Source organism: Burkholderia sp. 22PA0106 (assembly GCF_047497155.1).
In the GTDB taxonomy this organism is placed as follows: Bacteria; Pseudomonadota; Gammaproteobacteria; order Burkholderiales; family Burkholderiaceae; genus Burkholderia.
The window spans coordinates 3357959-3381266 of the sequence record NZ_CP163162.1 but is presented as its reverse complement, the minus strand read 5'-3'; the positions used below and the strand labels follow the sequence as shown (position 1 = coordinate 3381266).

Sequence of the window (23308 nt, the reverse complement as noted above, 5' to 3'; positions counted from 1 at the left end):
GTATCGCCCGAATGGAGAATTGCCATGTCCAAGTGGATCAAGCCTGCCTACACCGACCTGCGCCTCGGTTTCGAAATCACGATGTACATCTCGAATCGTTGATTCGACGCCGCTCCCAAGGCCATGCCTAGCCTCGGTTCGCCGAGGCTATTTTTCTTGTGGCCGGCCCCGGCGTTCGTGCCGGCGTCGGCCCCTCACCGATCACACGCATGCATATCCAGATCCTCGGCTCCGCCGCCGGCGGCGGCTTTCCGCAATGGAACTGCAATTGCGCGAACTGCGCCGGGTTTCGCGACGGCAGCGTCGACGCCCGCGCCCGCACGCAATCGTCGATCGCGATCTCCGACGACGGCGTGTCGTGGGTGCTCTGCAACGCCTCGCCCGACATCCGCGCCCAGTTGCAGCAGTTCGCGCCGATGCAGCCGGGCCGCGCGCTGCGCGACACCGGCATCGCCGCGATCGTGCTGATGGACAGCCAGATCGATCACACCACCGGGTTGTTGAGCCTGCGCGAGGGTTGCCCGCTCGACGTGTGGTGCACGGACATGGTTCATGAGGACCTCAGCACCGGCTTTCCGCTGTTCACCATGCTGCGCCACTGGAACGGCGGCCTGCGCTGGAACCCGGTCGAGCCGGAGCGCGCGTTCACCGTGCCGGCCTGCCCGAACCTGCGCTTCCTGCCGTTTGTGCTGGAAAGCGCCGCGCCGCCGTATTCGCCGCATCGTCACGATCCGCATCCGGGCGACAACATCGGCCTGATGGTGGAAGACCTGCGCACCGGCGGCACGCTGTTCTACGCGCCGGGCCTCGGCGTGGTGGACGACGCGCTGGCCGCCCGCATGGCGCGGGCCGATTGCCTGCTCGTGGACGGCACGCTCTGGCACGACGACGAGATGCAGCGCCGCGGCGTGGGCACGCGCACCGGCCGCCAGATGGGCCATCTCGCACAGAGCGGCCCCGGCGGCATGATCGAGGTGCTCGAACGCTTCCCGGCGCCGCGCAAGATCCTCACGCACATCAACAACACCAACCCGATCCTCGACGAAGCGTCGCCGGAGCGCGCGGAACTCGCGCGGCGGCACATCGAGGTGGCGTTCGACGGCATGCGGATCGACCTCTGAACGCAGTCCGCGCCGTTTCGCGGGCCTCGGCCCGCCCCGCAACATCCGAACCACTGGAAGGAATGGAAGGAACCATGAGCCAGACCGCCCTGAGCGCCGAACAGTTCGAGCAGGCCTTGCGCGCCAAAGGCGCGCTCTACCATATTCATCACCCGTATCACGTCGCCATGTACGAAGGGCGGGCGACGCGCGAGCAGATCCAGGGATGGGTCGCGAACCGCTTCTACTATCAGGTCAACATCCCGATGAAGGATGCGGCGATCCTCGCCAATTGCCCCGATCGCGAGGTGCGCCGGCTGTGGATCCAGCGCCTGCTCGACCACGACGGCGCACCGGGCGAGGACGGTGGCATCGAGGCGTGGCTGCGTCTCGGCCAGGCCGTGGGCCTCGACCCCGATCAACTGCGCTCGCAGGAGCTGGTGCTGCCGGGCGTGCGCTTTGCTGTCGACGCCTACGTCAACTTCGCGCGCCGCGCGAGCTGGCAGGAAGCGGCCAGCAGTTCGTTGACCGAATTGTTCGCGCCGCAGATCCACCAGTCGCGGCTCGACACCTGGCCGCGCCATTACCCATGGATCGACCCGGCCGGCTACGACTACTTCCGCTCGCGGCTCGGCCAGGCGCGCCGCGACGTGGAGCATGGGCTGCAGATCACGTTGCAGCACTACACGAGCCACGACGCGCAGCAGCGTATGCTCGAAATCCTCCAGTTCAAGCTCGACATTCTGTGGACCATGCTCGACGCGATGTCGATGGCCTACGAGCTGAACCGGCCGCCGTATCACACCGTCACCGCCGAGCGTGCCTGGCACAAGGGAATCGCACTATGAGTTTCGATCGATCACGCACCCCGGTCTGGCGGCGCGGCTACCGCTTCCAGTTCGAGCCGGCGCAGGACGCGCACGTGCTGCTGTACCCCGAAGGGATGATCAAGCTGAACGAGAGCGCGGCCGCGATCGGCGGGCTGATCGACGGCCAGCGCAGCGTGGCCGCCATCGTCGCCGAACTCGACGCGCAGTTTCCGGGCGTGCCCGAACTCGGTGAGGATGTCGAACAGTTCATGCTGGTGGCGCTCGACAAGCACTGGATCGAACTGCGCGAATGACGGACGCCCTCGCCACCGCCGCTTCCGTTTCTGCGCCCGCTTCCGCCGCCGCACCGGCCGTGCCGGTCGGTCTGCCGCTGTGGCTGCTCGCGGAAGTCACCTACCGCTGCCCGCTGCAATGCCCGTACTGTTCGAATCCGCTCGATTTCGCGCGACAGGGCGAGGAACTGACGACCGCCGACTGGGTGCGCGTGATGGGCGAGGCGCGCGCGATGGGCGCCGCGCAGATCGGCTTCTCGGGCGGCGAGCCGCTGGTGCGGCCCGACCTGCCCGAACTGATCGCCGAGGCCCGCCGGCTCGGCTATTACACCAACCTGATCACCTCGGGCATCGGCCTCGACGAGGCCAAGCTCGACGCGTTCGAGCGCGCCGGCCTCGATCACATCCAGATCAGCTTCCAGTCGAGCGACGAGCAGGTCAACAACATGCTGGCCGGCTCCGACAAGGCGTTCGCGCACAAGCTCGAGATGGCGCGCGCCGTGAAGGCGCATGGTTATCCGATGGTGCTGAACTTCGTCACGCACCGCTACAACATCGATCACATCGACCGCATCATCGAGCTGTGCATCGCGCTCGATGCCGATTTCGTGGAGCTGGCGACCTGCCAGTTCTACGGCTGGGCCTACCTGAACCGCGAGGCGCTGCTGCCCACGCGCGCGCAACTGGAGCGCGCCGAGCGCATCACCAACGACTATCGCGAGAAGCTCGCCGCGCAAAATCACCCGTGCAAGCTGATCTTCGTGACGCCCGATTATTACGAGGAGCGGCCGAAGGCCTGCATGAACGGCTGGGGCAGCATCTTCCTGACCGTCACGCCCGACGGCACCGCCTTGCCGTGCCACGGCGCGCGGCAATTGCCGATCGCGTTCCCGAACGTGCGCGATCACGACCTGCGGCATATCTGGCACGACTCGTTCGGCTTCAACCGCTTTCGCGGCGATGCGTGGATGCCCGAGCCGTGTCGCTCGTGCGACGAGAAGCAGAAGGATTTCGGCGGCTGCCGCTGCCAGGCCTACATGCTGACCGGCGACGCGGCCAATGCCGACCCGGTTTGCGGCAAGTCGCCCCATCACCCGGTGATCCTGCGCGCGCGCGATGAAGCCGTGCAGCCCCGGCCCACCACCACGCATCCGCTGATCTTCCGAAATGCCAAGCAATCCAAACGACTCAACCCGTGAGCGCGCCGCCCCGCTGACGGCCGCCGAAGCCGTGGCCGCCGGCCGCGATTTCGTCGAACTGACGGCCGGCGCGTCCGGCGTCTACTGGACCGAATACGATCCGGCCGACGCGATGTGCCGGATCTGGCGCGCGCGCGCCGGCGCGATCGAGTGCGTGAGCCCCGACGGCTTCAGCGCGCGCGGGCGTGTCTACGAATACGGCGGCGGCGCGTTCTGCGTGGCGGGCGAGCACCTGGCGTTCGTCAACGAGCGCGACCAGCGCATCTATCGCTTCGCGCCGGACAGCCTGGCCGAGCCGCAGCCGTTGACGCCCGAAGGGTTGCGCTACGGCGACCTGCGCCACGCGCATGGCCGGATTCTCGCCGTCGAGCAGGATGGCGAGACGCACCGGCTGGTGTCGATCGGCCTGCTCGACGGTGCGCGCGAGGTGCTGGCCGAGGGCGCGGATTTCTACGCCGCGCCGGTTCGCAGCGCCGACGGCGCGCGGCTTGCCTGGATCGAATGGCAGCATCCGCATCAACCGTGGACAGCCACGCGGCTGATGCTGCGCGACGGCGGCGAAGCCGCGCGCACGATTGCCGGCGCGGCCGACGACGAGGCCGTGCAGCAGCCCGCGTTCGACGCCGAGGGGCGGCTCGTGTGCCTGACCGATCGCGCGAATTTCTGGCAGCCGTGGCGGCTCGATGGCGATGGCGATGGCGACGGCGCCGGTCAGGACAACACTGCCGCGCTCGTACCGCTGCCGGCCGAGGCCGGCGACCACGCCGCCGCGCCGTGGCAGCTCGGCGCGTGCAGTTGGCTGCCGCTCGACGGCGGCGGCAGCTTCTCGACCTGGTTCGAATCGGGCTGGGGCCGGCTCGCCGTGCGCGACGCCGACGGCACGCTGACGCCGCTCGCGTCCGACTACAGCCAGTTTCATCACTTGGCGGCCGACGCGACGCATCTGTACTGCATCGCCGCGTCGCCCACCTGCCCGGCCGCGATCCTCGCGATCGATCGGCGCGACCATCGCGTCGAGGTGTTGCGCGCGGTCAGGCCGTCGATGCCGATCGAGCGGATCACGCTGCCGCGCGCGCTGCGCTTTCCGAGCGGCAACGGCGAGGCTTACGGTTATCTGTACCTGCCCGAGGCGGCCGATGATGCTGACGCAGCCGCAGCCAACGCGACCGCAAGCGCCGCCCCGCCCGTCGTGGTGTTCGCTCACGGCGGCCCGACCGCCGCGAACTACGCCGTGTACAGCCCGCGCCTCGAATACTGGGTGCAGCGCGGCTTCGCGATCGTGTTGCTGAACTATCGCGGCAGCACCGGCTACGGCCGCGCGTTCCGGCAGGCGCTGCATTTGACCTGGGGCGTGGCCGACGTCGATGACGCCTGCGCCGCCATCGCGCATCTGGCCGAACAAGGCCTGGTGGATGCCGAGCGCGCGTTCGTGCGCGGCGGCAGCGCGGGCGGCTACACGGCGCTGTGCGCGCTGGCGTTCCGCGACGTGTTTCGCGGCGGCGCGAGCCTGTACGGCGTCAGCGATCCGCTGCAACTCGACGCGCACACGCACAAGTTCGAGGCGCGCTACCTGCGCTGGCTGATCGGCGATCCGGTGGCCGACCGCGAGCGTTATCTGGCGCGCACGCCGCTCGTGCATGCCGATTCGATCCGCGTGCCGGTGGTGTTCTTCCAGGGGGAACTTGACGCGGTGGTCACGCCCGACCAGACGCGCTCGATGGCCGCCGCGCTCGACGCGAACGGTGTGCCGAACGAGGTGCATTACTACGCCGACGAGCGGCACGGCTTCCGCCAGGCCGCGAACCAGGCGCACGCGCTCGACGCCGAGCACGCGTTCTACCGGCGCATTCTCGACGGCGCGCTGTAACGCGCTGCCGCTGTCGTCGCCGTAATGAAAATGGCCGCCCGAGAGGGCGGCCATTCGTTTGCGCGGGCGCCGCGGGCGATTCGAAACGAACCGCCCGCGCCGTTGCGCCGATGCTTAGAAGCGGTGACGCAGGCCGAGATTGACCAGCGTTTGCGAGTTCGTGCCGGCGTAGCCGTACGAGCCGATCGACGCTTGCGCGGCCACCGTTTGACCCGTGACCGAGTCGCGCGTCGTGCCGCTGGCGTGCTGGTAGGCGGCCGTCATGTAGATGTCGGTGCGCTTCGACAGCGTGTAGTCCGCGCCCAGCGATGCCTGGTGATACGTGGCCGACGTGTCGCCGGTGGCCTTCGTGTAGCTGTAGCCCACGCCCAGCAGCAGCGACGGGTTCAGTTGGTAGTTCAGGAAGCCCTGGCCGGTGTTGTAGCGCTCGGCCTTGGCGAACGTCGAGGCGCCGTCGCGGCTGTATTGCGCATTGCTGTAGCTCGCGCCGGCCGTGAATGCGCCGAACGTGTACTGGCCGGCCACGCGTGCGATGCCGAGCGAGTGCGCCGTCTGGTAGCCGCCGTTGATCGGGCCGTCGAACGTGCCGTCCGAGGTGCTCGACCAGCCTGCGCGCTGGCCTGCGTTGCCGGCCGTGTTCGCTGCGTAGTAGTAGCCGGCAGCCAATGCCACCGGGCCGCCGTTGTACGACACGGCTGCCGAGTACGATTGCTTCGAGCTCGTCGAGCCGGCGATGCCGCCGAACGAGTACATCGTTTCGAACTGCACGCCCGAGATCAGCGGCGAGGTGTACTTGACGGCGTTGTCGACGCGGAAGCTGTTGTCGTAGTTGTCGACGTCGCCTGCCGTGGCAAACGCGCTGCCGAAGTAGTTGTCGGCCGTGATCGGCTGGATCAGGTCGATCAGCGGATCGTACTGGCGGCCCAGCGTGACCGTACCGAAGTGGTCGCTGGACAGGCCCACGAACGCCTGACGGCCGAACATGCGGCCGCCTTGGCCCAGGCCGCCCGTGCTCGGGTTGAAGCCGTTTTCCAACTGGAAGATCGCCTTCAGGCCGCTGCCGAGGTCTTCGCTGCCCTTGATGCCCCAGCGCGTGCCCGCCAGGTTGCCGTTACTGCTGTTGCCCAGCAGCCAGGAATTCTTCGAACCTTGGGCGTGGTTCACGTACGTCAGCGACGTGTCGATCAAGCCGTACAGCGTCACGCTCGATTGGGCGTGGGCGCTGGTCATCGCTGCGACGGATGCAAGCGAAACGAGCGTCAGGGCGATGCGTTTCATGTGTGTCAGCTCCTATTGGCAGTTGGGTTGCGTGTGGTGGTTTTGGAGTGACGTGAGACTAACCAGTCAGATTTAATTCGGAAAAATGAAATTCAGTGTTGTATCGAAAACAATACGCACGGATTACACAGAAAGATTTGTTAGATTTTCCGTATTATTCTTTTAAATGAAAAAATAAAGCCGAATCATCTGGCTTGTTCCGCGCACTTTCGTCTGAATTGGAAACAATTCTGCCCAAGGATTGAGCAGCAAGGCCGCGGTGCTTGATTCCTTGTGATTCTGCAATGATTAATTAACTAAATCGGATCAATAGCGTGATGTGATCGGTGTTAGTGTTCGCGCACTCGTTTCCACTTTCTGTGGGTAGACAGACGAGTCACGCTTGAGCGGCTTCGGCCGCTCTTTTTTATGCGCGACACTCCAATAATCGCAATAATGAATTTCGATTTTTAATCGGAATTCGAATTGCCGATTCATCTTGCGCCATCGCGTGCATCGCCATTTCATGGTTCGCTTTCTTCCCGCTCGCCGCCAAGTGTCCGCTCGAAACGACGTGACAGTTCCGGCCGTGCGCCGTGGCAGGCGTCTCTGTCGCGCGCCGTGGCGCGGCGCATAATCGGCCGACCCCGACGCGTGCCGATACGCCCGCGTCGCCCTCCGTGCTTCGCCACCGCCCCCAAGGATCGTCACGATGTCCGTCGAAGTGGTTTCCAATCTCGGCGTCGCGTTCGCCGTCTATCTGGTCGGCACGCTGTCGCCCGGCCCCGCCAATCTGTCGATCGCGAACACGGCGCTCCATCACGGCCGCAAGCCGGCGTTCGCGATGGCGGCCGGCGTGATCAGCGGCTCGCTGTGCTGGGGCGTGACGGCGGCGGCCGGGATGTCCGCGCTGTTGATGTCGTACCGGCAATGGCTGATCGCCCTCAAGGTGCTGGGCGCGCTGTATCTGTTCTGGCTGGCGTACAAGGCGGTGCGCGGCGCGCTGTCGCCGCGGGACCCGCTGGCCGTGGCCGCGCCGGCGCACGGCCGCCGGCTCACGCGCTTCTATCTGCAAGGCCTCTGCATCCACCTGACCAACCCGAAGGCGATCCTGACCTGGCTGACCGTGACCTCGCTCGGGCTGTCGCCGCACGCACCGGCGTGGACGAGCTTCGTGCTGGTGGGCTTCTGCGCGCTGCTTGGCACCGGCATCTTCATGGGCTATGCGCTGGCCTTTTCGGCGCGCGCGGCCGGGCCGTTCTTCGCGCGCACGCGCAAGGCCTTCGGCCTGTTCTGCGGTGGCTTCTATGCCGTGCTGGCGGTGGGCTTCATCCGTTCGCTGCGTTCCTGAGGCTTGCCTGAAGCGGCCCGCCGCCGCTGATAAGCATTTCGCATTTCGATGGTTGGTCGCGGCGGCGCGCTTCCTTAATCTTGGCGGCCTGCCGCGCCACCGGGGCGCGGCGCCATTCGGGGCCACCATCGATGCGTCGTGAATCCTCCCAGCCGTTGTTGCCCGCACTGTCGCCCGCCCGCCGCCGCGCGTTGCGCCGACTTGCCGATCTCGCCGGGCTGTCCGGCGCGGCGCTCGCCGGTTTCGCCGTCGCGCCGCCGCTCGCGCACGCCGCGCAGGGCGATGTCGATGTCTCGAAGGTCACGCTCGTGCTCGGCGACCAGGCCGGCGGCCTGCGCGCGCTGGCCGAGGCCGCGCGCGTGCTCGACGGCACGCGCTACCAGTTCCGCTGGGCCAATTTCCAGGGCGCCGCGCCGTTGTTCGAGGCGCAGCGCGCCGGCGCGATCGACCTGGCGCCCGCGGGCGACCTGCCGGTGCTGACGGCGGCGCTCGGTGATCCCGACCTGCGGATCGTCGCGACGCGCGCCGGTTCGGCCGCCGCGCTCGGCATCGTGGTGCAGCCCGATTCGCCGGTGCGCAGCGTGGCCGACCTGAAGGGCAAGACGGTGATCGTGTCGTCGGCGCGCGGCAGCATTTCGCAGTACCAACTGTATGGCGCGCTGGAAGAGCGTGGGCTGTCGCGGCACGACGTGGAGGTGCGCTTCGTGTTGCCGGTGGATGCGTTCGCGGCGTTCGAATCGAAGCGCATCGACATCTGGGCCACGTTCGATCCGTACTACGGCCACGTGGTGCGGCGCGGCGCGCGCATCGTGCGCGACGGCAGCGGCATCAACTCGGGCCTCGGCTTCCTGACCTCGCCCGCGCCCACGCTGGCCGATCGCGCCAAGCGCGCCGCGCTGGCCGACGTGCTGACGCGGCTCGAACAGGCCGGCCGCTGGGCGCTTGCGCATCCGGCCGATTACGCGAAGGTGTATGCGTCGCTGACGCGCCTGCCGCCCGATGCGGCTGCCGACATCACGGGCCGTTCGTCGATCGCGCAGCGCGCCGTGACCAACGACGACATCGCCGTGCTGCAACGCGTGGCCGATCGCGCGCAGCGCGATGCGATCCTGCCGTCGCGCGTGGACGTGGCCGCCATCTCGGTGCGCGACGTGGCTCATGGCTGAACCCCACGGCTGAACCCCGCCGCGCCGGCGTCCGCCGGTGCTCCCCTGGCTTACCCGTACGCATTGCTACGTAGCGGGCTTACGTAGTTGTCCGCTTGTGAGCGGAACCCCGAACGCGAACAATACGCGGCAGCGCCGGGCCCGTCGAAACGGGCCTCGCGCGTCCGCCAGTTCGCGCTGTCTTGCGGCGCGACGATGTCGAAAAATAGCCAGGAGACACCATGAATCGGGCTTCCGGAACCCTGCTCTGGATTGCAGTCGCGCTGCTCGGCGCGTTCTCGTTCGGAACCATCGCACTCGCCCATGGCGAGCGCATCAGCGCGCTGTGGATCGTGATCGCGGCGATCTGCGTCTACCTGATCGCCTATCGCTTCTACAGCCGCTTCATCGCCACTCGCGTGGTGCAGCTCGACGGCCTGCGCATGACGCCGGCCGTCAAGTTCAACGACGGCCTCGATTACGTCCCGACCAACAAGTACGTGCTGTTCGGCCATCACTTCGCCGCCATCGCGGGCGCCGGGCCGCTGGTCGGGCCGGTGCTGGCCGCGCAGATGGGCTACATGCCCGGCATGCTGTGGCTGCTGGCCGGCGTGGTGTTCGCGGGCGCGGTGCAGGATTTCATCGTGCTGTTCATCTCGACGCGCCGCAACGGCCGCTCGCTCGGCGATCTCGTGAAGATGGAACTGGGCACCGTGCCCGGGGTGATCGCGCTGTTCGGTGCGTTCCTGATCATGGTGATCATTCTCGCGGTGCTCGCGCTGATCGTCGTGAAGGCGCTGACCAATTCGCCGTGGGGCACCTTCACGGTGGCCGCGACGATCCCGATCGCGATCTTCATGGGCGTGTACACGCGCTATATCCGCCCGGGCCGCATCGGCGAGGTGTCGATCATCGGCTTCGTGCTGCTGATGGCCTCGATCGTGTTCGGCCAGCACGTGCACGATTCGCCGGTGCTCGCCGCGCTGTTCACGTTCTCGGGCACGCAACTGACGTGGATCCTGATCGGCTACGGCTTCATCGCCTCGGTGCTGCCGGTGTGGCTGCTGCTCGCGCCGCGCGATTACCTGTCGACGTTCCTGAAGATGGGCACGATCCTCGGCCTCGCGATCGGCATCCTGTTCGTCGCGCCCGAGCTGAAGATGCCCGCGCTGACGAAGTTCGTCGACGGCAGCGGCCCGGTGTGGTCGGGCCATCTGTTCCCGTTCCTGTTCATCACGATCGCGTGCGGCGCGGTGTCGGGCTTCCACGCGCTGATCGCCTCGGGCACCACGCCGAAGCTGGTCGACAACGAAGCGAACCTGCGCTTCATCGGCTACGGCGCGATGCTGATGGAATCGTTCGTGGCGATCATGGCGCTGGTGGCCGCCAGCGTGATCGAGCCGGGCATCTATTTCGCGATGAACGCGCCGGCCGCCGTGCTCGGCACGACGCCCGAAGCCGTCGCGCAAACCGTCAGCCAATGGGGCTTCGTGCTGACGCCCGAAATGCTCACGCAAACCGCGCAGGCGGTGGGCGAAACCACCATCGTCGCGCGGGCCGGCGGCGCGCCCACGCTGGCAGTGGGCATGGCGCAGATCCTCCATCAAGTGATCGGCGGCCAGGCGATGATGGCGTTCTGGTATCACTTCGCGATCCTGTTCGAGGCGCTGTTCATCCTGACGGCCGTGGATGCCGGCACGCGTGCGGGCCGCTTCATGCTGCAGGACCTGCTCGGCACGTTCCACCCGGCGCTCAAGCGCACCGAATCGCTGCCGGCCAACCTCGTCGCCACCGCGCTGTGCGTGGCCGCGTGGGGCTACTTCCTGTACCAGGGCGTGGTCGATCCGCTCGGCGGCATCAACACGCTGTGGCCGCTGTTCGGCATCTCGAACCAGATGCTCGCGGCGATCGCATTGATCCTCGGCACCGTCGTGCTGTTCAAGATGAAGCGCGAGCGTTTCGCGTGGGTCACGATCGTGCCGACCGTGTGGCTGCTGATGTGCACGCTGACGGCCGGCTGGCAGAAGCTGTTCGACGCCAGCCCGAAGGTCAGCTTCCTCGCGCACGCGGCGAAGCTGCAGGCCGCGGTGGATGCGGGCACCGTGCTCGCGCCGGCCAAGTCGATCGCGCAGATGCAGCGGATCATCGTCAACGACTACATCGACGCGGTGCTGGCGGGGCTGTTCATGTTCGTAGTGGTCAGCATCGCGATATATGGCGTGATCGCCGTGCTGCGCGCGCGCCGCGCGGCCAGGCCCACCTCGAACGAAACGCCGTTCGAGCCGCTGCCCGCCGGGCAGGCGCTCGGCAGCGGCCGCTGAACGGCACGGGGGCGCACCATGTTCACCGATCTCGGCGACGACCTGCGCAGCGCGGGCCGCTATCTGGGCCAGGCGCTGCGGCTGATGGTCGGCGTGCCCGACTATGAAACCTACGTCGCGCACATGCGCGCGACGCATCCCGATCGCGAGCCGATGACGTACGAGGCGTTTTTCCGCGAGCGGCAGAACGCGCGCTACGGCAGCGGGGCGGGGAAGTGCTGCTGATGCGATGAGCGATGTGGAAGCACAAACGAAGCGCGGGCCAGGTCGGCCCGCGCTTTTTTCATGGGCGCTGCGCGGTGCTATCGGTAGTCGATCGTAAACATCACGGCCGAATTGGCCTGGCCGGGCGTGATCGCATCGCCCGTCTGGTAGTAGCGAGCGAACAGGTCGAACTGATAGGTCGCGTCGTCGACGATGGTGGGCGTGATACCGGTGGGCATGACCGTGTCGTATTGCACCGGTGTGCCGGCGCCCGCGCCCGTGGTGGACAGTTGCAGGCCGACGCCGGTCGCCGATGGTTGATCCGGCGTGCCCGGCGACAGCGCTACCACGCCGGCCGCCTGATCGAGGATGGCGGTGGTCGGCGTCAGCACCACGCCGAGCTGGTTCGGCGTGGTGCTCTCGATCCACGTGGTCGGGTCGGCTGACGGCGACTTGAAATCGCTGACCGCGACGATCTGCGAGCGATAGAACCTCGGGCAGTCCTCGAGCCGCACGCTGAACGCACGCCAGCGGCTGCCGCTGCCCTTGCCGCGAAACGTGTTGGTGAGCTCGTTGCCCATGTCGACGTTGACGTCCGGCGTGCGGCAGGTGCGCGCGAGGATGTGGATGCTGCCGGAGAACTTCACGCGAGTCACGCTCAGGCCGCTGTCGTCGGGCAGCATGCTGAACGGGTCGCGCCACCAGTTCGAGCCGACCGTCGGCAACGCCGAGCTCTGAATCCATCCCGGTGACACCGGTCCCGTCTTGATCAACACCAGTTGGAACTTCCCGGTCGGCGACGTGTGGGTGCACGTCGGGCCGCAGTTGTATTCGGCGCGATACGGCAGCACGGTCCTGTCGTCGGGCAACTGAACCGCTACGCCGATTCCGGGCACCCCCGTTTCCCACGTTTTCCCGCCGTATATGCCTTGATTCCAGCTCGATTTCCTCTGCGTCGATGTGATCCAGTTCGGGTTGTACGAGGTGCGCGTCAAGCTCATGGAACATTCGATTTTCGCGGCCGGTCCGGTGACGTAGTAGCGGTAGAGCACGGTGCCGTTCGGCACGTCGCGGCCGACCGTCAGCGTCATCGAGGTGGTGGGGATGGCTGACGTGAAATTCGTGGCGATCGTGCCGCCGACCAGCGCGCAGCCATTGACGTAGTGTTGGGCGTGCGCCGCATGGGCGGCGAACAGGCAGACGAGCGTGGCCAACGCGCGGAGGAGGCCCGCGAAGCGAGAAGGGTGGATCGATTTCATGAGCGTGAATACTTCAGTGAGCCGGGATAAAAAGGGCGGCGGCATCGTGCAATGGTTCGCAGGTCGCGCGTGCCGCGCCCATGCGCTTGCTGTCATCGGCATCGGGCGCGCGTACCGTCATCACGCACGATGCGTGGCGGCCGTTGCCCCAGCTCAAGGTCAGCGTGTCCGCCGCGCCGGCGCTGCGTTGCGGCAGGCGCGCATAAAGCTGGCCGTGCTGGCCGACGATGCCGACCGTGTGGCCGTCGGCGTCGGCGTCGGTGGCCGACGCGCCGAACGGCACCGGCGAGCCGTCGGGCAGCGTTGCCTCGAACAGGGCGGGCTGGCCGGTGACGGTCGGGTAGCGCAGCTCCACGATCGCGCCGGCGCGTGGCACGACGCGCTGGCTCGTCAGCGACAGTTCCACATCGTCGGGAATGTTGCGCGGATCGAGCGTGACGTCGTTCACACGGTAGGGCGACAGGCCCGTGACGATGCCGTAGCCGCGCCGGTCGAGCCGCGACGCGGACGAGCCGTTGATGGTCGCTCCGGCGGCGCCCGGCGCCGAGATGATCGCGATCGTGTCGCCGGTGTCCGCGCTCAAGGCCACGCCGCCCGAATGAATCACGGCGGTGCCGCTCAGGCCCAGCCACACGTTCTGGTAGCCGCTGCCCTGGCCGTAGCCGGCGCTGACCGAGGCCAGCGAACCGCGGTATTGCGCGTTGAGCGAGCCGGCCGATTGGCCGCCCGCGTCGCGGTTGCCGGAGACGTTGTAGGCCAGTTGGCCCCGCTTGCCCGCGACGCCGCTCAGCATCGCCTGCGCGCCGATGCCGCCGTCCACGCCGCGATCGAGGTTCAGCGATAGTTGCGGCGCGCGCGGCTGCCGGCCGAGCGGCATCGACAGGCTGAGCATGAACTGATTGTCGGCCGTGCCGCCGACGGCGCGCACGCGGTTCGCGGTGACCGAATACGACAGGTTGCGATAGCGGTTGCTGTAGCCCGCCTGGAATTGCAGGTCGGTGGCGCTGCGGTTCCAGTAGTTCTGCGACGACGCGCTGACGAACACGCTGCCCCAGCGCGGCCCGAGCGCCTGATTGAGCAGCACCGAGGTGCGCATTTTCGGGCGCGTGTAGACGCTGTCGCCGCGTTCGCCGGTCGAATCGATCGCTTGATGCGCATCGACGAGGCTCAGATAGCCGCGTGACGAGAATCGATAGGTTGCGAGCGACATGCTGCTTCCGGTCGATTCGATCGTCTTGCTGAAGCTCACGCGCGTGCTGGTGCCGATCTGCGTGTTGCCGCCGATGCGCGTGCGCGCGGCCGTCACGTCGAGCGACAGCGCGCCTGCCGGTGTGCCGAGCGCGACGCCGCCGAGCACCGACAGATAGCGGGCGGTGGCCTGCACGCCGCCGTAGGCGGTCAGCGCGTTGGTGACGCCACGCTGCACCGTGGCCTGGAAGAACGCCGGCTTGGCGTCGAGCAGCCTGCTGTCGAGCCGGCCGGCGGTGACCGAATAACGCGTGTTGCCGGGGCGGATCAGCATCGGCACCGATTCGTACGCCACCGAGAAGCGGCGCACGCGGCCGTCCGCTTCGGTCACGCTCACGTCGAGCGCGCGGCCATAGCCGTTCGGCAGCAAATCGTCGATCACGAACGGGCCGGGCGGCACCGCGCGGTCATAGATCAACGTGCCGCCCTGGCGTATTTTCACGCGTGCGTTGCTCTTGGCCACGCCGCGCACGGTGGGCGCGTAACCTTGTTGCGAGGTCGGCAGCATCCGGTCGTCGCTTTCGACCTGCACGCCGGTGTAGCGGTAGGTATCGAACAGTTCGCCGCTGGTGTTCGACTGGCCGAGCGTGAGCCGCCCGCGCAGCGTGGTCAGATCGCGCTCGACGTAGGTCAGTGCGTTCTGGTATCGGGCGGCGCTTTTGGGCTGTGTGCTGAGCGAGCCGTCGTGGCGAACGTGCCATTCGCCGATGTTGAGGCCGGCCGAGAGCGACGTGAAGGTGCTCAGGTCGGCGTGGCCGTGCGTCTGGTTGCGGTACGCGCTGAACGTGTAGCCGACGTAGCCCGCCGTCACGCCGTCCTGCCATTGCGAGGTGTCGACGTAGCCGTGCGGCGTGCGCACCGTCAGCGCTTGCGGGATCGTCACGGCGAGCGTCAGCGTGTCGGGATCGAAGTGCGCCTGCGCGCCGTCGACGAGGTCTTCCAGCTCCAAGCAGGCGCTCGGCGCGTCGAGCTGCCGTAGCGCGGCGGCGTCGAGCTGCGCGGTGTCCACGCCGAACGTCGCGAGCTGCGCGCGCGACGTGCAGATCGCCGGGCGTGCGCGGGTGTTCTCGCCGCGCCGTGCGATATCGATGGTGTGCATCCCGATTTCCTTGCCGTTGACCGTGACGGCCGCGTCATAGCGCCCCGGCGCGATCGGGTTGCCGAACGCGAAGCGGGCCAGATCGACCTTGCGCGAGTCGGCCGCGCGCAGGAAGCTGCTGTTGAATTCGACGGGGGGCTGTCCGTCGGCGCGCGCAGCGTCGCACGATATCGCCAGCATCGTCGCGATCGCAATCGCGAAGGCGGTCGGGCGCGTGACGAAGACAGGCGTGGCGCAAGCGCGCGGACGAAGGGGCGACATGGCCAGGCTGGAAACGCGAAACGCGGGATCAGAACGGCCTGCGCTTCGCGACTGGAAGGCGGCGGAGCACGGGGATGGGAACCCGATGGCGTGGCGCCGGGCGAACGGCAGTGCGGCGCCGGCCGGGGGCGCTCAATGGCGGGTTACGGCTGGCCGAGCGCGGCATCGGCTGGCGTGATTGCGCCGAAGTCATTGATGCTTTCGTAGTGGACCGTCGCGCCGGCTGGCGCGCGATCGACGCCGGGCACCGGCACCGTGACGGTGTCGAACGGCGGGATCATCGGCGGATTCTCGATGCGACGTCCTTTGCCGCCTACCTCGATCGATGCGAGGCTGACGTGGAACGGCGTGGGGTTCACGATGCGCAGCGCGTGACCCGGCACCGCGTGGCGTGGCACGAGCGACCAGGTGAGCCGGGCCGCCGCGGCATTGGCGCTGCCGGGCAGATCGGCCGGCCGGAAGAACAGTTTCAGGCGGTTGCGGAACGCGAACTGCAGATGGTTGCGGTTCGTGCCGTCGGCCGGTTTCGCGGGAATTTCGAGCACGTTGAGCCAGAACACCGATTCGCGGTCGCCCGGTAGCGTGGCGCCGGTGTAGGCGATGCGCAGCGCCTGGCCGTTGCCGGCCTCCACGCGTGCGATGGGCGGTGTGATGACGAACGGCACGTCGATGGCTTCGGGCTCCGCGTCGCGGCGGCCATCGTCGATCCAGTTCTGCACCAGCACGGGCGAGGCGCCTTCGTTGCGGATCTGGACAGTCACCTGGCGGTCGTGCGCCGGGTAGACCACGCGGGTGCCGTCGAGGACCACACCGGCGAAGGCGGGCGCGACGGGCGAGAGCGTGAGCGCTGCGGCGGCGATGGCCGGCGCGGCGGGGCGGAACAGGGCGAGAGGATTCACGGATGGGGGCGTTGGGTGGGCGGCGCCCGTCTCACAGGGCGGCGCGCCGCAACCGGGTTACTGGTAGATGATCGAGTACGTGACGGCGCTTTGCACGTTGCCGCCGGTGGTCGCGCCGGTTGCGCGGTAGGCCACCGAAACGGGCATCGAGGCCGTGCCGTCCGGCTGCACTTCGACTGCCAGGTTGTTGGCCATCTGCGACGGGTCGCCGATCTTGATGTCGGTGTTCGTTTGCGGATCGATCAGCGCGAGCTTGACGTTCTTGGCTGCTTCGCCGTCGGCGGCGGTGTTGTTCAGCAGGCCGGTGGCCAGATCGACGTTCGGGCCGGACTCGAAATACGTGCGCACCGTGACCTTGTTGCTTTCGTCGTGTGCGCAGCCGGTGAGCTTGATCGAGAACGCCGTCTTGCCGGCCGTCGAGCCGTTGGCGGCCAGCGCGTTGGTCGACACCACCGGCAGCGTGACCGAGGTGGATGCACCGCCGCCGTTCACGTCGATTTTGCAGGTCGAGGCGCTGAGCTTGCCGGTGAACGTGATCGTGCCGTCGGCGGCGTGCGCGGCGGGCGCCGCGGCGAGCAGCGCCGCCGCGGCGCAGGACATGAGCGTCGATTGCTTCATCGAGAATTCCATCGAATTAAACAGGTGAGGGTTGCGATATGAGCGCCCAGTGCCGGTTGCCATGACGATGGCAATGAAAAGCGGATCGGATGCCGGACGGGGCGTAGGCGGGTGGCTCGACGAGTTGAGTCGGAATTGAGCGCGGAGCGAATTCTAATAATTGGATCGGCTCGATCTCGGACAAGTACCCCACAGATTCTGCCGATTTACGACAAAACGTCGCACAGTAAAGGCGCACGGCGAGCGTCGTGCGGCCGAAGCGAATTCGGCGATTTTCGCTTTCGATGGATGAATCGATCGGTGATTGGCCTGTTGTTTTTAGAGCGCGATATTCATTTTTATTGAATAACGATCGAATGAAGAAATCATGCGAATCGACGTACGTGAATAGCAATGTCAATGCGCCGTTTCTTTCGGAAATGGCTGGTTTTCGGAAAAACTTCGGGCGGTGCGAACGATCGAGATGACAGCTCGTGGATACGTCGTGAATTCCGCTTTATCCGATCACGGTCGCATTCAATGGCGCGCTGTGCGTGCCATTGAATGCGACTATGGCGATTGGCGTCGTGAATGGAGACGCAACCAGGATCATCATGCACATATGCAATCGATTTGCAGGGTGTCCGTCTCGATGGCTCGCGAAGTCCGAATGTCGCTTGACCGGAAGCCGGTGATCGGGGAGGGGGCGATGAAGGCCTCGTTCGTTTTTTCAAGCAGCAATACAAAAATGAGCGCTGCGCGAATCGAGCAGGCCGGCTAGTCGATGCTCACGACCGCGATCGCCGCCGCTCACGAGCGCGGCGACCGTATGTTGCGCGCGAGCAACCAGTGGGGCGGCCCGGCGCAGAAGGAACGCAAATCCCGCTACCTGTTTCGGGGCGACGGCGTGGCCGGCGAGGACGACTCGCGCGGCATCATCGTGCCTGAGCACCCGGCACTCGCCGTCGTCGTCCGGTCACCCGGTCGTACGCGCTGCCCGCATCCCGCGACGGATGCGGGCAGCTACGTTTTGAGGTATCACTGCGTGCTCAGGTTTTTACCTATGCAGCCGTCATACGAATCAACATCCCTACGCCCAAAGTGAGCCCGATGACCGAAACCCGTCCCGTCCTGCCCGTTGTCGCCACCGATCTGACGGCCGATGCGCCGCTGCCCTGGCCGCTGTTCGACGCCGGCGGCGCGCCGCTGATGCCGGCCGGCGCAACGCTCGACGCCGACGCCATCGCCTTCCTGTTCGCGCGTTTCGCGCCGGTGCGCCGTGTCGAACGCGACAGCGCCCAGGCCGACGGCCTGTCCGATGCGCAACTGGCCGACGCCGAAGCGAATGCGGCGGCGCTGCAATCGGCAGCGTCCGCGTCGGCGGCGCCGCGTCTGGCGTTGCCTGCGGACGCGATGATCGGCCTGCGCCGCCGCGGCTCGACGATGCGCCAGTTGAACCGCTTCCGCCTGCTCGGCACCCATCCGTCCGGCCCGCTGTTCGTGCGGCCGCTGCAGCCGCGCGCCGTGGATTTCTCACCGAACGATCAGGTCGATGCGATGGCGATCGGTCAGTCGGCCGTCTACTGGTTCACGTCGGTGGTCGAGGCGGTGGCGTACGAGCCGGCGCCGTATCTGATCCTGTCGACGCCCGCCAACTTGAAGCGCGTGCGCGAACGTCGCGATGCGCGCGTGCCGGTGCGGCTTGCCGCGCGCTACACGGCCGGCGATGTGCAAGGTGTGGGGTTGGTGCTCGACGTCAGCCCGAGCGGTTTTTCGATCGCGGCCGACCGTGCGCTGGCCGCCATTGGCGAAACGCTCGCCGTCGTGCTGCCGGTGGCCACCGAAACCGGTCATGTCGAGGCACTGACGTTGACGGGCATCGTGCGCGGCGTGGGCGAGCAAAACGACGCGTCGCCGGCCTGGCTCCACCACGTGGCCAACGAGACGATGACGGACGAAGCGCTGATGCGCCTGAAGGCGGCGCTGTTCGATTGGTCGATGCCGTATTGATGCGTTGATTGCCGGGCAGGGCACGCGGCGGCGTGTGGGACGCGCGTGAGGCGCGGTGCTGATGCGCGCCGCGCGCGCTGTGTTCAGTGGGCCTTGCGCGCGGTGCGCGTGGCTGCTTCGAGGCGGCCTTCGTGCCAGACGTCCGAAAGCCGGCTGCCGTTGCGGTACGGGTTCGGGCGGCGCGCGAAATAGTCGGCCACGCCCTGGCGATAGGCGCCGTACAGCGTCAGTGGCGGCGCGTCGATGACCGAGGGGCCGCTGCTGCGAACCGGCGATGCGTTGCGCGATTCGCGGATCAGGGTGCCGCCGTCGATCACGTCGAATTCGTTGATGTCCAGCAGCGAGTGTGCGACGCCTGCGATATCCATGTGAAGCTCCACGAGCGTGGGGGTGATATGGGTTGCAGGTATCTCAGCAATAAGCTTGCCAGCGTGAAAACTCCCATGAAATCAAGGGTTCGGGTATTGCGCGAGGGGTGATGTGGCCCGGGATGTTACGTGTGCGTAACGTGACGGAGGGCACGTGCGGGGAGCAACGAAAGGCAGCGGGAAAATTGTGAACGCGGCACACAAAAAAAGGCCGCTCGCAAGGAGCGGCCAATCGTCTCAACTCTCTAGGCTGGACACCCAGGTGCGATGCCCAACGAATCCATTCTGTCCGATCGGCTCCGGTTTGGGTATCGGGCAAGTCTTATTTCAAGGCGCATGCCGGCAACATGTCGGGTGTGCGTCGCGGCGTGTCGCGTTGGCCTGCGGTGGCTTGGGGGTATCGGCTTCGATGCGGCGGCTTCGTCGGGACTCGTCACGCCGGCAAGCCGCCGCTTCACAGCACGCCGATCGCATGCAGCATCGCGAACAGCGCCGCACCGCCCGCGATCAGCACCAGCGCGTTGATGCGCGTGCGCATCACGAGCGCGGTGGAGACGAGCGCCGTGGCGATCGCGATCCAGCCGCCATCGAGGCCCTGCAGCAGCGTATAGACCGCCGCGAGGATCAGCCCCGCCGCCACCGGCCGCAGCCCCGATTGCAGCGCGAGTTGCCACGGCGCGTCGCGATGGCGGGCCGTCAGGTGCGTGACGGCGACCATCACGAACGCGGTCGGGCCGAACAGCGAGAGCGTGGCCACCAGCGCGCCGGCGAGGCCGCCCACCTGGAAGCCGACCAGCGTGGCGAGCAGCGAGCCGGGGCCGGGCGCGAGCCGCGCGACCGCGAAATCGTTGACGAATTGCGCGTGCGTCATCCAGTGGTGGACGTCCACCACCTGCCGCTGCATGTCGGCAATGATGGTCTGGCCGCCGCCGACGGTGGCCACGGACAGCGGCGCGAACAGCGCGAACAGGGCGACGAGGGTGCGTGACATGGCGGGGCCTCAGGTGCGGCGGCCGCGCGTGAGCAGCCAGTATTCGTAGGCGACGTTGAGCACGCCGGCCGTCAGCACCGTCCACAGCACCGGCACCTTGAACACCGCGACCGCCACGAAGGTGGCCGCGAACACGCCGTAGGGCACCACGCGGCGCGGCAGCCGCCGCGCGGCCGTGATCGCCATCGACAGCGACAAGCCGATCGCCGCCGCCGCCGCACCGGCCAGCGCGATGTGCGCTACGGGGAAGCGCGTGATCTCGGCAAACAGCAAGCCGAGCAGCACGATCACCACGGCGGGCGGAAAGATGATCCCGCAGAAGCCCGCGAACACGCCGGGCCAGCCGCACAGCCGGTAGCCGATCCAGATCGCCAGGTTCTTGACGTTGACGCCGGGCAGCGCCTGCGACAGCGCGAGGCCGTCGAGGAATTCCTCCTCGGTCAGCCAGCCGCGCGTTTCGACGAATTCACGCATGAACCAGCCGCTCAGGCCGCCGCCGAAGCTGGTCAGGCCGATGCGCGAAAAGATCAGGAACAGGCCGGCCGTGGTGGGCCGTTTCGAGTCGGGGGTGGTGGATGTCATCGGGGTTCGGAGCGTGACGGGGGCGCGGCTGTCTCCGGCGCCGCACCGGGCGACGATAGCATCGCGGCGCGCGCAGCCGCAATCCGCACGGGCGCGAGGGGCGCGGTTTCGTGCGCGTGGAGCCAGATGGCGCGTGTTACGGCGGGTTACGGGCGGGCAGGGCGGCGTGGAGATGTCGATATGCATGCGATTGCATCGGTTCGCGCCGGTTCGCATCGACCCGCGTCGAAACGCAATCAACGCCCGCGCTTCGCCCGCCGATTGGCCGGCGCGGTTTCGGCCGCCGGCGGTGGTGCAGCGCTTCCTACCGGCCCTCCGCCCCCCACCCGCGGCTGCGAGAACTCCGCCGCGATGAAATCGACGAAGCTGCGCACGCGCGCCGACATCTGCAGCCGACGCGGATACACGGCGTAGATGTCCGCAGCCGGCGTCTCGCAATCGGGCAGCACCAGCACCAGTCGCCCATCGGCCAGATAGTCGAGCACGTCCCATTCCGCGCGCATCAGGATGCCGTGCCCGTCGAGCGCCCATTTGACGGCGATCTCGCCGTCGTTGGTGGTCAGGCTGCCGCCGATCCGCACCGCCTCGGTGGCGCGCGCACTGCCGCGGCCGTGCGTGAGCCGCCAGACGCCATAGGCCTCGTCGCCCTGGCGAATGCCGATGCAGTTGTGGCGCGCCAGGTCGGCCGGCTTGCGCGGCATGCCGCGCTCGGCCAGATAGGCCGGCGACGCACACAGCAGCCGGCGGTTCGACGCGAGCCGGCGCGCCACCACGCGCGTGTCGGGCGGCTCGCCGAAGCGGATGCAGATGTCGAAGCTGTCGTCGGTCAGCGGCGGCGGCGTGACCGACAACTGCAACTGCACGTCCACCTCGGGATAGCGGCGCGCATAGCGCGAGATGGCCGGGCCGACCGCGCTGCGGCCGAAGCCGAGCGTGGCGTTCACGCGCAGCAGGCCGCGCGGCTGGCCGTTGGCGTTCGACAGCAGATCGCCCAGTTGCTGGATCTCGTCGAGGATCTTCCGCGCCCGCTCCAGGTAGACATCGCCCTCGGGCGTCAGCGCCATCCGGCGCGTGGTGCGATTGACGAGCGCCACGCCCGCGCGCTGCTCCATCTGCGCAAGCCGCTTGCTGACCGCGGCCGGCGTGAGGCCCAACTCGCGCGCGGCGGCGCTGAGGCTGCCCGAGGCGGCGAGCGTCGAGAAGAACGCCAGGTCGGCGGGCTGCACGGCATCGGTCATGACGGCCACTTGTGAATCAAAGTTAAAGATGCTTTGAGTCTAGCACCGGTTTTTATACCGGCTGCCGCGTTACCGTCATTGCACTGACAGACAGCCAAACGGAGACAACTGCATGAAGACCTATCGCATCGCCACCATTCCCGGCGACGGCATCGGCAAGGAAGTGATCCCGGCCGGCCGCCGCGTGCTCGAAACGCTGGCCGCCTCGGGCGCGGGCTTCGGGTTCGATTTCGAGGATTTCGACTGGGGCGCCGATTACTACCGCCAGCACGGCGTGATGATGCCGGCCGACGGGCTGGACGCGCTGCGCGACAAGGACGCGATCCTGTTCGGCTCGGCCGGCGACCCCGACGTGCCCGACCACATCACGCTGTGGGGCCTGCGCCTGAAGATCTGCCAGGGCTTCGATCAATACGCGAACGTGCGCCCGACGCGCATCCTGCCGGGCATCGATGCGCCGCTCAAGCGCTGCGGCCCGAAGGACATGGATTGGGTGATCGTGCGCGAGAACTCCGAGGGCGAATACGCGGGCGTGGGCGGCCGCGTGCATCAGGGCCACCCGATCGAGGCCGCCACCGACGTGTCGATGATGACGCGCGCCGGCGTCGAGCGGATCATGCGCTTCGCGTTCCGGCTGGCGCAGTCGCGCCCGCGCAAGCTGCTGACGGTGATCACCAAGAGCAACGCGCAGCGTCACGCGATGGTGATGTGGGACGAGATCGCCAACCAGATCGCCAAGGAATTCCCGGACGTGAAGTGGGACAAGGAACTGGTCGACGCCTCCACCGCGCGCATGATCAACCGCCCGGCCTCGCTCGACACGATCGTCGCCACCAACCTGCACGCCGACATCCTCAGCGACCTGGCCGCTGCGCTGGCCGGCAGCCTCGGCATCGCGCCGACCGGCAACATCGATCCCGAGCGTCGCTATCCGTCGATGTTCGAGCCGATCCACGGCTCGGCGTTCGACATCATGGGCAAGGGCGTCGCAAACCCGATCGGCACGTTCTGGTCGGTGGTGATGCTGCTCGAACACCTGGGCGAGCACGAGGCCGCCGCGCGCGTCATGCAGGCCGTGGAAGCGGTCACGGCGAACCCGGCGCTGCATACCGGCGACCTCGGCGGCAACGCCACCACCGAGCAGGTCACGGCGGCGGTGTGCGAGCGGCTGGCGCAGCGCGCGGCCGTCGCGGCCTGAAGCACGGCGGCG

Annotated in this window: 22 protein-coding genes; 13 read left to right on the top strand and 9 right to left on the bottom strand. The window is 67.5% G+C overall.

Annotated features, from left to right (window positions below):
• The first annotated feature begins 24 nt into the window (after window positions 1-24).
• The 6 genes from pqqA to AB4850_RS14730 all read left to right on the top strand — a co-directional run bounded on the left by pqqA (window position 25) and on the right by AB4850_RS14730 (window position 5268).
• Window positions 25-102, top strand: coding sequence for a pyrroloquinoline quinone precursor peptide PqqA (gene pqqA, locus AB4850_RS14755; protein WP_013691668.1), 78 nt, complete (start codon window positions 25-27; stop codon window positions 100-102).
• 107 nt (window positions 103-209) lie between these two features.
• The gene (gene pqqB, locus AB4850_RS14750; protein WP_414440548.1) at window positions 210-1121 is read left to right on the top strand and encodes a pyrroloquinoline quinone biosynthesis protein PqqB; all 912 of its coding nucleotides are present in this window, start codon (window positions 210-212) and stop codon (window positions 1119-1121) included.
• 74 nt (window positions 1122-1195) lie between these two features.
• The gene (gene pqqC, locus AB4850_RS14745) at window positions 1196-1948 is read left to right on the top strand and encodes a pyrroloquinoline-quinone synthase PqqC (protein WP_414440547.1); all 753 of its coding nucleotides are present in this window, start codon (window positions 1196-1198) and stop codon (window positions 1946-1948) included.
• Window positions 1945-2223: a pyrroloquinoline quinone biosynthesis peptide chaperone PqqD gene (pqqD, locus tag AB4850_RS14740; protein ID WP_414440546.1), complete on the top strand. Its 279-nt coding sequence runs from the start codon at window positions 1945-1947 to the stop codon at window positions 2221-2223. Before pqqC ends, pqqD begins: the two co-directional genes overlap by 4 nt.
• Window positions 2220-3401, top strand: coding sequence for a pyrroloquinoline quinone biosynthesis protein PqqE (gene pqqE, locus AB4850_RS14735; protein WP_414440545.1), 1182 nt, complete (start codon window positions 2220-2222; stop codon window positions 3399-3401). The genes pqqD and pqqE overlap by 4 nt, the downstream gene beginning before the upstream one ends.
• Window positions 3370-5268: an alpha/beta hydrolase family protein gene (locus AB4850_RS14730; RefSeq protein ID WP_414440544.1), complete on the top strand. Its 1899-nt coding sequence runs from the start codon at window positions 3370-3372 to the stop codon at window positions 5266-5268. Before pqqE ends, AB4850_RS14730 begins: the two co-directional genes overlap by 32 nt.
• A 114-nt stretch (window positions 5269-5382) precedes the next feature.
• On the opposite strand, the gene AB4850_RS14725 is transcribed toward AB4850_RS14730, so the two are convergent.
• The gene (locus AB4850_RS14725; RefSeq protein WP_414440543.1) at window positions 5383-6546 is read right to left on the bottom strand and encodes a porin; all 1164 of its coding nucleotides are present in this window, start codon (window positions 6544-6546) and stop codon (window positions 5383-5385) included.
• A 691-nt stretch (window positions 6547-7237) separates the two neighbouring features.
• Between AB4850_RS14725 and AB4850_RS14720 the strand changes: the two genes are divergently transcribed.
• The 4 genes from AB4850_RS14720 to AB4850_RS14705 all read left to right on the top strand — a co-directional run bounded on the left by AB4850_RS14720 (window position 7238) and on the right by AB4850_RS14705 (window position 11567).
• Window positions 7238-7876 carry a LysE family translocator gene (locus tag AB4850_RS14720; protein WP_414440542.1) on the top strand — a complete coding sequence of 213 codons (639 nt, stop codon included), beginning with the start codon at window positions 7238-7240 and terminating at the stop codon, window positions 7874-7876.
• 131 nt (window positions 7877-8007) lie between these two features.
• Window positions 8008-9042, top strand: a complete 1035-nt coding sequence (locus tag AB4850_RS14715; protein ID WP_414440541.1) for an ABC transporter substrate-binding protein — start codon at window positions 8008-8010, stop codon at window positions 9040-9042.
• Between the two features lie 221 nt (window positions 9043-9263).
• A complete protein-coding gene (locus AB4850_RS14710; protein ID WP_414440540.1) occupies window positions 9264-11342 on the top strand; it encodes a carbon starvation CstA family protein in 2079 nt (692 codons plus the stop codon).
• Between the two features lie 18 nt (window positions 11343-11360).
• On the top strand, window positions 11361-11567 hold the full coding sequence (locus AB4850_RS14705) for a YbdD/YjiX family protein (protein WP_414440539.1): 207 nt from the start codon (window positions 11361-11363) through the stop codon (window positions 11565-11567).
• Window positions 11568-11644: 77 nt separating this feature from the next.
• On the opposite strand, the gene AB4850_RS14700 is transcribed toward AB4850_RS14705, so the two are convergent.
• From AB4850_RS14700 to AB4850_RS14685, 4 genes are all read right to left on the bottom strand, one after another.
• The gene (locus AB4850_RS14700) at window positions 11645-12805 is read right to left on the bottom strand and encodes a fimbrial protein (RefSeq protein ID WP_414440538.1); all 1161 of its coding nucleotides are present in this window, start codon (window positions 12803-12805) and stop codon (window positions 11645-11647) included.
• 13 nt (window positions 12806-12818) lie between these two features.
• The gene (locus AB4850_RS14695) at window positions 12819-15413 is read right to left on the bottom strand and encodes a fimbria/pilus outer membrane usher protein (RefSeq protein ID WP_414440537.1); all 2595 of its coding nucleotides are present in this window, start codon (window positions 15411-15413) and stop codon (window positions 12819-12821) included.
• Between the two features lie 143 nt (window positions 15414-15556).
• Window positions 15557-16312 (bottom strand): molecular chaperone, encoded by a 756-nt coding sequence (locus AB4850_RS14690; protein ID WP_414440536.1) that lies wholly within the window; start codon window positions 16310-16312, stop codon window positions 15557-15559.
• 57 nt (window positions 16313-16369) lie between these two features.
• Entirely contained in the window at window positions 16370-16930 is a 561-nt protein-coding gene (locus tag AB4850_RS14685) for a fimbrial protein (RefSeq protein WP_414440535.1), read from the bottom strand.
• Between the two features lie 763 nt (window positions 16931-17693).
• Between AB4850_RS14685 and AB4850_RS14680 the strand changes: the two genes are divergently transcribed.
• Together AB4850_RS14680 and AB4850_RS14675 are read left to right on the top strand one after the other, a co-directional pair.
• Window positions 17694-18014: a hypothetical protein gene (locus AB4850_RS14680; protein ID WP_414440534.1), complete on the top strand. Its 321-nt coding sequence runs from the start codon at window positions 17694-17696 to the stop codon at window positions 18012-18014.
• Window positions 18015-18019: 5 nt separating this feature from the next.
• Window positions 18020-18919, top strand: coding sequence for a PilZ domain-containing protein (locus tag AB4850_RS14675; RefSeq protein ID WP_414440533.1), 900 nt, complete (start codon window positions 18020-18022; stop codon window positions 18917-18919).
• A gap of 83 nt (window positions 18920-19002) precedes the next feature.
• Here the strand turns inward: AB4850_RS14675 and AB4850_RS14670 are convergent, their stop codons facing one another.
• The 4 genes from AB4850_RS14670 to AB4850_RS14655 all read right to left on the bottom strand — a co-directional run bounded on the left by AB4850_RS14670 (window position 19003) and on the right by AB4850_RS14655 (window position 22098).
• A complete protein-coding gene (locus tag AB4850_RS14670; protein WP_414440532.1) occupies window positions 19003-19287 on the bottom strand; it encodes a hypothetical protein in 285 nt (94 codons plus the stop codon).
• 454 nt (window positions 19288-19741) lie between these two features.
• Window positions 19742-20278 carry a chromate transporter gene (locus AB4850_RS14665; RefSeq protein ID WP_414440531.1) on the bottom strand — a complete coding sequence of 179 codons (537 nt, stop codon included), beginning with the start codon at window positions 20276-20278 and terminating at the stop codon, window positions 19742-19744.
• Window positions 20279-20287: 9 nt separating this feature from the next.
• Window positions 20288-20860 carry a chromate transporter gene (locus AB4850_RS14660; protein ID WP_414442035.1) on the bottom strand — a complete coding sequence of 191 codons (573 nt, stop codon included), beginning with the start codon at window positions 20858-20860 and terminating at the stop codon, window positions 20288-20290.
• 236 nt (window positions 20861-21096) lie between these two features.
• The gene (locus AB4850_RS14655) at window positions 21097-22098 is read right to left on the bottom strand and encodes a LysR substrate-binding domain-containing protein (protein WP_414440530.1); all 1002 of its coding nucleotides are present in this window, start codon (window positions 22096-22098) and stop codon (window positions 21097-21099) included.
• Between the two features lie 112 nt (window positions 22099-22210).
• On the opposite strand from AB4850_RS14655, the gene AB4850_RS14650 reads away from it, so the two are divergent.
• Window positions 22211-23296, top strand: coding sequence for a tartrate dehydrogenase (locus tag AB4850_RS14650; RefSeq protein ID WP_414440529.1), 1086 nt, complete (start codon window positions 22211-22213; stop codon window positions 23294-23296).
• Window positions 23297-23308: the final 12 nt, after the last annotated feature.

Bases quoted from the DNA above. Each gene is read 5' to 3' on its own strand.
- pqqA (WP_013691668.1), top strand. From the start codon at position 25: ATGTCCAAGTGGATCAAGCCTGCCTACACCGACCTGCGCCTCGGTTTC.
- pqqB (WP_414440548.1), top strand. From the start codon at position 210: ATGCATATCCAGATCCTCGGCTCCGCCGCCGGCGGCGGCTTTCCGCAA.
- pqqC (WP_414440547.1), top strand. From the start codon at position 1,196: ATGAGCCAGACCGCCCTGAGCGCCGAACAGTTCGAGCAGGCCTTGCGC.
- pqqD (WP_414440546.1), top strand. From the start codon at position 1,945: ATGAGTTTCGATCGATCACGCACCCCGGTCTGGCGGCGCGGCTACCGC.
- pqqE (WP_414440545.1), top strand. From the start codon at position 2,220: ATGACGGACGCCCTCGCCACCGCCGCTTCCGTTTCTGCGCCCGCTTCC.
- AB4850_RS14730 (WP_414440544.1), top strand. From the start codon at position 3,370: ATGCCAAGCAATCCAAACGACTCAACCCGTGAGCGCGCCGCCCCGCTG.
- AB4850_RS14725 (WP_414440543.1), bottom strand. From the start codon at position 6,546: ATGAAACGCATCGCCCTGACGCTCGTTTCGCTTGCATCCGTCGCAGCG.
- AB4850_RS14720 (WP_414440542.1), top strand. From the start codon at position 7,238: ATGTCCGTCGAAGTGGTTTCCAATCTCGGCGTCGCGTTCGCCGTCTAT.
- AB4850_RS14715 (WP_414440541.1), top strand. From the start codon at position 8,008: ATGCGTCGTGAATCCTCCCAGCCGTTGTTGCCCGCACTGTCGCCCGCC.
- AB4850_RS14710 (WP_414440540.1), top strand. From the start codon at position 9,264: ATGAATCGGGCTTCCGGAACCCTGCTCTGGATTGCAGTCGCGCTGCTC.
- AB4850_RS14705 (WP_414440539.1), top strand. From the start codon at position 11,361: ATGTTCACCGATCTCGGCGACGACCTGCGCAGCGCGGGCCGCTATCTG.
- AB4850_RS14700 (WP_414440538.1), bottom strand. From the start codon at position 12,805: ATGAAATCGATCCACCCTTCTCGCTTCGCGGGCCTCCTCCGCGCGTTG.
- AB4850_RS14695 (WP_414440537.1), bottom strand. From the start codon at position 15,413: ATGTCGCCCCTTCGTCCGCGCGCTTGCGCCACGCCTGTCTTCGTCACG.
- AB4850_RS14685 (WP_414440535.1), bottom strand. From the start codon at position 16,930: ATGAAGCAATCGACGCTCATGTCCTGCGCCGCGGCGGCGCTGCTCGCC.
- AB4850_RS14680 (WP_414440534.1), top strand. From the start codon at position 17,694: ATGCTCACGACCGCGATCGCCGCCGCTCACGAGCGCGGCGACCGTATG.
- AB4850_RS14675 (WP_414440533.1), top strand. From the start codon at position 18,020: ATGACCGAAACCCGTCCCGTCCTGCCCGTTGTCGCCACCGATCTGACG.
- AB4850_RS14670 (WP_414440532.1), bottom strand. From the start codon at position 19,287: ATGGATATCGCAGGCGTCGCACACTCGCTGCTGGACATCAACGAATTC.
- AB4850_RS14665 (WP_414440531.1), bottom strand. From the start codon at position 20,278: ATGTCACGCACCCTCGTCGCCCTGTTCGCGCTGTTCGCGCCGCTGTCC.
- AB4850_RS14660 (WP_414442035.1), bottom strand. From the start codon at position 20,860: ATGACATCCACCACCCCCGACTCGAAACGGCCCACCACGGCCGGCCTG.
- AB4850_RS14655 (WP_414440530.1), bottom strand. From the start codon at position 22,098: ATGACCGATGCCGTGCAGCCCGCCGACCTGGCGTTCTTCTCGACGCTC.
- AB4850_RS14650 (WP_414440529.1), top strand. From the start codon at position 22,211: ATGAAGACCTATCGCATCGCCACCATTCCCGGCGACGGCATCGGCAAG.